This is a genomic window from Ochrobactrum sp. WV_118_8 (assembly GCF_039631535.1).
Lineage (GTDB): Bacteria > Pseudomonadota > Alphaproteobacteria > Rhizobiales > Rhizobiaceae > Brucella > Brucella anthropi.
The window spans coordinates 1,450,390-1,457,500 of record NZ_JBDIUZ010000002.1 but is presented as its reverse complement, the minus strand read 5'-3'; the positions used below and the strand labels follow the sequence as shown (position 1 = coordinate 1,457,500).

The window sequence follows — 7,111 nt, the reverse complement described above, 5'->3', positions numbered from 1 at the left end:
CGGACAAGGATCGCGTGGAACAGAGCCTGCCCTTCGGCAAGGTGAAGATCGTTTCCGACGCTGTTACCGCCCTGCAAGGTGCGCTCGGTCAGAAAGACGGCGCCATCGTTATTCTCGGCACCGGCTCGGTGTTCGTCAGAAGAGAAGAAGACGCCTTCGAGATTATCGGCGGGCGCGGCTTCATGTTGAGCGATCATGCGGGCGGCGCGCGGCTTGGTCGTGAACTTCTTGAAGAAACGCTGCTTGCTCTGGACGGCATGACGGAGCACACGGAACTTGCCGATGCCGTGCTGGCACGGTTCAACGGTGACATGCGCCAGATCATAACCTTTTCGCGCACGGCGACGGCCGCAGACTACGCCGCCTTCGCTCCTATCGTTTTTGACTATGCGCATAAGGGCGATGCGCTCGGCCTTTCGATCCTGCAACGCGCCTGCTCTTATATTGCCCGCGGTCTGGATCGGCTCGGTATAGAAACGCTTGCCCGGTTCAGCCTGACGGGAGGCCTCGCCTCATCCTATGCAGCACTACCATTTCTACCGCATCGGGAACGCTTTCGGCCCGCGCTTGGCGATGCGTTGCAGGGAGCATTATCGCTCGCCTTGCTGGCCAACGGACGAGATTAGTCGCCAGAACGCCATGCGCCATCGCGGATGTTCCACACTATAGAAGTCACGCATCGTGCATTCCAAAAATCGATACCGATTTTCGGGCCGATGCTGTAGCGGCAAAAAGACTTGTCGCGGCGGGGTTTACCCCCTAACTTCTTATATACAGGCACTCACAGATATTAGGCCTGATCTTGCGAAACGGTGCCAGCTCACGCTGGCGGCGTGTGTGGCGTATTCTTTTCATGCATTTCCGGACGGAAACCGGTTTCCGTTCCCAGAGGAAATGCTCCACAGGGGTGGCATGCTGACTAAAAAGGGCAAATATGGCCTGAAAGCCATGGTGCATCTGGCGGGCGTTACAGATGGACAGCTGGTTTCGGCCAGCGAAATCGCCGAGAAGCACCATATACCGCGCAAGTTTCTCGACAATATTTTTACCGAACTTCGCAATGCCGGCTTCGTTCTTAGTCGCAAGGGCAAGGGCGGTGGCTTCTGTCTGGCCCGCCCGGCCCACGAGATTGCCATCGGCAATATCATCCGCGCGCTCGACGGCGCGCTTGCCCCCATCGCCTGCGCCAGCAAGACAGACTATCGCCCATGTGACGATTGCGATGAGGACGAATGCGAGGTGCGCCATATGATGCTCGATGTGCGCGAAGCCATCGCCAGCGTTCTGGATCATCGGACGCTAGCCGACAGCAAGGCCATGGATATAGCCTCACTGTCAGAATAGGCCTCAAGCCGCGGCGGCCGACCAGTTCGGGAACGGATCGTTCAGCCCCGACCAGCGCTCTGGCACGAAGTCTTCTTCCTCAAGAAGACATTGATCCAGCTCATCGATGAGCGCATCTTCCTGCATCGGATCGACACCGATGAACACAATCTCCTGACGCCGATCACCCCACACCTTATGGAAATATGGCTCCATGGCGCGCTGCCATTCGGGTTCCGCCGGCCAGTATTGCTTCGGCACGGATGACCACCAGCGCCCCCTTTTTCCGGTGCGGACCAACGCGCCCGCCTGACTGATTTCACCGACAAAATCCGGACGGGTGGCAAGCCAGAAGAAGCCTTTCGCCCGCACGACACCCGGCCAGCCCTTGTCGATGAACGATTGAAACCGTTCGGGATCGAAGGGACGTCGCGCACGATAGACAAAGGAGCGAACGCCATATTCCTCGGTCTCGGGCGTATGCGAGGCAAAGCCGTGCAACTCCTTGTACCAGAGCGGATGCTCATGCGCCTTGTTGAAGTCGAAAAGCTTCGTGTCCAGTATGGCGTCGAGCGACACTTCACCGAAATCGACCTCCTCGATGCGGGCATCGGGATTGAGCGAGCGGATGACCTTGTGCGCCAGATCACGCTCCTCTTTTGAAGCGGTCGATATCTTGTTCAGCACGACGACATCGGCGAACTCGATCTGTTCAACCAGAAGATCGACAAGCGTGCGCTCGTCATCTTCACCAAGGGATTCGCCGCGATCGCGCAGAAAATCGCTCGATGCATAATCCTTCAGCAGATTGGCGGCATCAACAACTGTCACCATCGTATCGAGCCGGGCAACGTCCGAAAGACTGTTGCCCTTCTCATCGCGAAACTCGAACGTGGCGGCAACCGGCAGTGGCTCGGCTATGCCGGTCGATTCGATCAGCAGATAATCGAAGCGTCCCTGAGCTGCCAGTTGTGAAACCTCCTTCAGGAGATCATCGCGCAATGTGCAGCAGATGCAGCCATTGGTCATTTCGACCAGCTGTTCATCCGTGCGGGAGAGATTGGCGCCGCCCTCACGAACGAGGGCGGCATCTATGTTCACTTCACTCATATCATTGACGATCACCGCGACGCGGCGGTTCTCGCGATTATTGAGCACGTGATTGAGCAGTGTCGTCTTTCCGGCCCCGAGAAAACCGGACAAGACCGTAACGGGCAGTCTCTTTCTCATGACTCCGTTCCTCATCAAACTGGGTAGGATCAATCGTGATGGTGGTGATCGAGGTTGAAGGTCAGCGTGGTGAAATAGCTGAGCTTGTCAGCTTCCTTTGAATCAGACAGCGGCCTGGAATAACCCGCCCCAACGACATTGAGACCCGCGTTGCGGATATTGATCCTGGCGATACCTTCCGCGTCGGTTTTCACCGGCGCTGCGTGACTGTCATTGACATAATCCGCCGTGACCTCGACGCCTTCCACCGGCTTTCCGTCAAACAGAACCTGCACGGGAAGCTCGTTGCCCGCCTCCAATATTGTCGGGTCCATCAACGGAACGATTTCGAAAGGCAAGCCTTGGGCCTCTGGCTTTTTGCGCAGATGATCCAGAATGGCGACAGCAAATTTCTGACTCTGACTGGACTGTTTTGCGCCCGGCACTTCCGATTTCGGCTTGTTGACCCACTTGCCGTCCGGACCCTCGGCCCAGAAGCCATTGTCGAATGTGCCGCTGACCACGACTGCATCCTTGGGCACGCTCAGCAGGGCATGATCTTCCTGTCGTTTGATCTCGACGGCGACATCCTTGCCCTCTCCATTCTTGGCCGTAACCGTCTTGAGCTTCTGCGGGTCATAGGCCTCATCGCTTGCGCCGTGACCGTAAACAACCGCCTGCGTTCCGTGACGTTCTGCAATCCAGATTCCATGAGCACCCGCGATTGCGGGAGCAAGAAAAGTCAAAACGGCACCAGCCTGAAGCGCCTTCACAAAGCTACGCATTCTCTTCTCCTTAATGTTATATCATAACAGATTTAATGGTGAAAATAGGCGGCCTGAGCCGCCTTTGAGTGTCGAAATGCAAGTTTCGATCTGCTTCAATCAGGTCGAGGCGCACTCATTAGAGCATGTCTCCCGAAAGTGGGAACCGGTTTCGGGATAAAGACATGCTGAAAAACAAACAGATAGAGCATTTCCAATGATTCAATTAAAACAGGAAATGCTCCAGTGCCGGGCTGCCCGTAAGTTAAAGCAGGGTCCAGCCCGGCACCGTTGCGACCGCTACCAAGTTATGGGCGTGCACCTGGCGAGGGCGCGGTCGCAGCTGTTGGCCCTATTTCGACAGACAGTCCTTCAACGAATCCGCCAGATTGCGAATGAGCTGCGGATAGAGATCCGGACCATCCTTCAGCTCTGCCCCCAGCGGATCGAGAACGCCTGTCCTGGCATCCGTTCCTTCGATAACAGTATTCACCAGCTTCGGTTCGAACTGCGGTTCGGAGAACACGCAGGTTGCGCCAAGCGATTTGATCTTCTCGTGAATTTCCTTGATGCGCGCGGCACCCGGTGCCTTTTCCGGGCTGACCGTGATTGATCCAGCCGCCTTCACACCGAAACGATTTTCGAAATACTGGTAGGCATCATGGAAGACGATAAACGGCTTGTCCTTTACCGGCTCCAGTTCGCTGGCGACTTCCTTGGTCAGCGCGTCAATCTTCTCGCCATAGTCCTTGGCGTTCTTTTCATATTGCGCAGCATGTTCGGGGTCGCTTTCGCCGAGCGTCCTGGCGATATCCGTCGCCAGAACCTTTCCGTTTTGCGGGTCGAGCCAGAAATGCAGATCATATTCACCGTGACCATGGTGATGGTCATGCCCGCTTTCCGATGCTTCGGCGGCATGATTGTGCCCCTTGTCGGCATCGGCGGCATCCTTCTTGTCATCGTGAGCATGGTCATGACCTTCGGCACCATGGTTGTGACCTTCATGGCCATGGTCATGCGCTTCGAACGGACCACCTTCACGGAACTTCAGCTTGGTCAGGCCGTCCGCTTCACCAAGAGCGACAACCTTTGCGCCATCGCCAAGTGTATCGATGGGCTTATCGAGGAAGGTTTCCATCGACGGCCCGGCCCAGAAAATCACCTTGGCGTGCTCGATTGCTTCGGCATCGGAGGGTTTCAGGCTGTAGACATGCTCGGAACCCGCACCCTGAACGATCAGTTTCGGCTCGCCCACCCCCTGCATGACTGCGGAAACAATGGAATGGAGCGGTTTGATCGAGACCACGACGCCGTCGCGTTCTGCGGCAAGTGAGACATTTGCCGTACCAGCCAGAAATGCCGAGGCTAGGAGGAGGGAGCGGAGATGTTTCATAGTCTCTCTCTTGTACGATTGGGGAGGGGCACCACATTCTTGTGATATGTTATTTTATTACGTTAGTTGCGTTATGCTATAACGTCTGCCATAAGGTGAGGCAACCCCCATTTTGGAAAAATCACAGCGGCGGTTGCGCAATAGAGCGGCAACGGAAAAAGACGCTGGGAAAAATTTCGAATCGGCGGATGATCCGTGCGTGGGACACGAACATACAGGCATTGAAAGCCCGGAATAGATGAGCAGGAAGACCGCCCTCCCCGCCGAAAAAGCGCGGGAAACATTGATTGAACTGAAGGATGCCGGCGTCTATCGCGACGGGCGCTGGCTCGTGCGCAATGTCGACCTGAGCGTTGAGCGCGGGGAGATCGTCACCCTGATCGGTCCGAATGGCGCGGGCAAGAGCACCGCCGCCAAGATGGCGCTGCGTATCCTGAAGCCCGATGAAGGCAGCGTGATCCACGCGCCGGGCCTGCGCATCGGCTATGTGCCGCAAAAGATCAATATCGACCGCACGTTGCCGCTTTCGGTCGAGCGCCTGATGACCCTGACGGGGTCTCTCTCGCGCAAGGATACCGAGACGGCTTTGGAAGTGGTGGGCATTCCACATCTTGCCAAAGCCGAGATCGCCAACCTGTCAGGCGGCGAGTTCCAGCGTGCGCTGATGGCGCGCGCACTTGCGCGCAAACCGGACCTCATGGTGCTGGACGAACCGGTGCAGGGCGTCGACTTTTCCGGCGAAGCTGCATTGTACGAACTGATTGCGAAACTGCGCGACGACACAGGCTGCGGCGTGCTGCTGATTTCGCACGACCTGCATCTGGTCATGGCGGCGACCGACCGCGTCATCTGCCTCAACGGTCATGTATGCTGCAGCGGAACGCCGCGCGATGTGACGGCGAGCCCTGAATATATGCGGCTGTTTGGCAGCCGGGCCGTCGGACCGCTTGCCGTTTATGAGCATCATCACGATCACACCCATCTGCCGGACGGGCGCGTGCTTCATGCCGACGGTTCCGTGACGGATCACTGCCACGCCGATGACGGCCATCATCATGACCATGAACACGGGCATGATCACGAACATCATCATCACGAAGGGAGCGCGCCGCGTGCTTGACGATTTCTTCACCCGCGCCATCATCGCCGGTGTCGGGCTTGCGCTCACGACCGGACCGCTCGGCTGCTTCATCGTCTGGCGGCGCATGGCCTATTTCGGCGATACCATGGCGCATTCCGCCCTGCTCGGCGTGGCGCTGGCGCTCATTTTCGACATCAATATGATGATCGGCGTGTTCGCCGTTGCCGTGGCGATTTCAGCCATTCTGCTGCTCTTGCAGCGCCGACACACATTGTCGGCGGATTCGCTGCTCGGCATCCTGTCCCATGCCACGCTGTCGCTTGGCCTCGTCCTCGTTGCCTTCATGACATGGGTGCGCGTCGACCTGCTGTCGTTCCTGTTCGGCGATATTCTGGCTGTCTCGCGAATGGATATCGCCTTCATCTATGGCGGCGGAGTGTTTGTGCTGGCGGTTCTGGCCTGGCTGTGGCGCCCTTTCCTTGCTGCCACCGTCAGCGAGGATATTGCCCGCGCCGAAGGCATGAACCCTGCCCTGTCGCGCATTGTTTTCATGCTGCTTCTGGCCATCGTCATCGCCATTGCGATGAAGATCGTCGGAATTCTATTGATCACCTCGCTGCTGATCATTCCGGCAGCGACGGCACGCCGCTTTTCCTCCACACCCGAACAGATGGCCATTCTGGCCTCACTGATCGGTGCTGCGGGGGTTATCGGCGGACTTTATGGTTCCATTCATTTCGACACGCCATCCGGCCCTTCCATTGTGGTCGCGGCGCTTGCCATTTTCATTTTGAGCCTGCTACCCCTACATAAGAGGGAAAAGGCATCACCGAAACGGATCGCTGGACAATGAGCACGCATCACCATCATCACGCCCCGCAGGACCTCACCCGCAATCAGACACTGGTTTTCGACGTTTTGTCCAAGGCGGAAGGCCCACTCAGCGCCTATACGATCCTCGACCAGCTACGTGACGACGGTTTCCGCGCGCCGCTGCAGGTCTATCGCGCACTGGAAAAGCTGCTCGATTACGGGATGATTCATCGCCTTGAAAGCCTCAACGCCTTCGTTGCCTGCGCGCACCCGCAATGCCATCAGCAGGGTCTGGTGGCTTTCGCGATTTGCGAGAAATGCGGTCAGGTGACGGAATTCTCCGACGCGGCGATCGAGAACCTTGTCAGCGCCTGGAGCCTTCAGAACGGTTTCAAGTCGCGCAAGACGACACTGGAGCTGCGCGGCCTCTGCGAAGCCTGTGGCGAACACTGACAAACAGGAACCTGTTCAAGGTAACCATGTCCGCAAAATCCCGGTTTAAAAAGTAACGCATCGGCAATCGAAACC

The 7,111-nt window shown here is 57.3% G+C and carries 8 protein-coding genes (1 of these 8 cut by a window edge); 5 read left to right on the top strand and 3 right to left on the bottom strand.

Going from position 1 to position 7,111, the window contains the following annotated elements; all coding sequences use genetic code 11:
- Both ABDF71_RS20845 and ABDF71_RS20840 read left to right on the top strand, forming a co-directional pair.
- Positions 1-626, top strand: partial view of a glucosamine kinase nucleotide-binding domain-containing protein gene (locus ABDF71_RS20845; RefSeq protein WP_029929865.1) — the 3' portion only. It extends 256 nt beyond the left edge of the window; 626 of the gene's 882 nt are visible here — the last part of the coding sequence; the start codon falls outside the window, past its left edge; its stop codon occupies positions 624-626.
- Positions 627-912: 286 nt separating this feature from the next.
- Positions 913-1,344, top strand: coding sequence for an RrF2 family transcriptional regulator (locus tag ABDF71_RS20840; RefSeq protein ID WP_012093486.1), 432 nt, complete (start codon positions 913-915; stop codon positions 1,342-1,344).
- A gap of 3 nt (positions 1,345-1,347) precedes the next feature.
- Here ABDF71_RS20840 and zigA read toward each other — a convergent pair whose 3' ends face one another.
- The 3 genes from zigA to znuA form a co-directional block, all read right to left on the bottom strand.
- Positions 1,348-2,553: a zinc metallochaperone GTPase ZigA gene (gene zigA / locus ABDF71_RS20835; protein ID WP_012093487.1), complete on the bottom strand. Its 1,206-nt coding sequence runs from the start codon at positions 2,551-2,553 to the stop codon at positions 1,348-1,350.
- A gap of 29 nt (positions 2,554-2,582) precedes the next feature.
- The gene (locus tag ABDF71_RS20830) at positions 2,583-3,317 is read right to left on the bottom strand and encodes a DUF4198 domain-containing protein (protein WP_010660762.1); all 735 of its coding nucleotides are present in this window, start codon (positions 3,315-3,317) and stop codon (positions 2,583-2,585) included.
- Between the two features lie 331 nt (positions 3,318-3,648).
- Positions 3,649-4,689, bottom strand: a complete 1,041-nt coding sequence (gene znuA, locus ABDF71_RS20825; RefSeq protein ID WP_151616135.1) for a zinc ABC transporter substrate-binding protein ZnuA — start codon at positions 4,687-4,689, stop codon at positions 3,649-3,651.
- Between the two features lie 238 nt (positions 4,690-4,927).
- On the opposite strand from znuA, the gene ABDF71_RS20820 reads away from it, so the two are divergent.
- From ABDF71_RS20820 to ABDF71_RS20810, 3 genes are read left to right on the top strand one after another with little or no spacing between them, the layout of a single operon-like run.
- Positions 4,928-5,809 carry an ATP-binding cassette domain-containing protein gene (locus ABDF71_RS20820; protein WP_151616134.1) on the top strand — a complete coding sequence of 294 codons (882 nt, stop codon included), beginning with the start codon at positions 4,928-4,930 and terminating at the stop codon, positions 5,807-5,809.
- On the top strand, positions 5,763-6,623 hold the full coding sequence (gene znuB / locus ABDF71_RS20815; protein WP_010660759.1) for a zinc ABC transporter permease subunit ZnuB: 861 nt from the start codon (positions 5,763-5,765) through the stop codon (positions 6,621-6,623). Before ABDF71_RS20820 ends, znuB begins: the two co-directional genes overlap by 47 nt.
- On the top strand, positions 6,620-7,036 hold the full coding sequence (locus ABDF71_RS20810; protein WP_010660758.1) for a Fur family transcriptional regulator: 417 nt from the start codon (positions 6,620-6,622) through the stop codon (positions 7,034-7,036). Before znuB ends, ABDF71_RS20810 begins: the two co-directional genes overlap by 4 nt.
- Positions 7,037-7,111: the final 75 nt, after the last annotated feature.